1 rRNA gene is annotated in these 505 nt (G+C 54.5%); it reads left to right on the top strand.

Annotated features, from left to right (window positions below):
• A 23S ribosomal RNA gene (locus tag WS34_RS15140) occupies positions 1-494 on the top strand; the annotation flags it as partial.
• Positions 495-505 lie beyond the last annotated feature (11 nt).

The following is a 505-nucleotide window of genomic DNA, read 5'->3' as shown; positions in this document are numbered from 1 at the left end:
AAAGTGGGATTGCCATCGCTCAACGGATAAAAGCTACCCTGGGGATAACAGGCTTATCACTCCCAAGAGTTCACATCGACGGAGTGGTTTGGCACCTCGATGTCGGCTCATCGCATCCTGGGGCTGGAGTAGGTCCCAAGGGTTGGGCTGTTCGCCCATTAAAGCGGTACGCGAGCTGGGTTCAGAACGTCGTGAGACAGTTCGGTCCCTATCCGGCGCGGGCGTAAGATATTTGAGAGGAGCTGTCCTTAGTACGAGAGGACCGGGATGGACGGACCACTGGTGTATCTGTTGCACCACCAGGTGCACGGCAGAGTAGCCAAGTCCGGACGGGATAAACGCTGAAGGCATCTAAGCGTGAAGCCCCCCTCAAGATGAGATCTCTCATTCGAAAGAAGTAAGACCCCTTGAAGACGACGAGGTAGATAGGGCAGAGGTGGAAGGGCAGTAATGTCCGGAGCTGACTGTTACTAATCGGTCGAGGGCTTGACCAAAATGGTTCTAA

The sequence above is a fragment of the Odoribacter sp. N15.MGS-14 genome (assembly GCF_000980245.1).
GTDB classification, from domain to species: domain Bacteria; phylum Bacteroidota; class Bacteroidia; order Bacteroidales; family Marinifilaceae; genus Odoribacter; species Odoribacter splanchnicus.
Note: the sequence above shows the minus strand (reverse complement) of the source record. Positions and strands in the feature narration are given on the sequence as shown.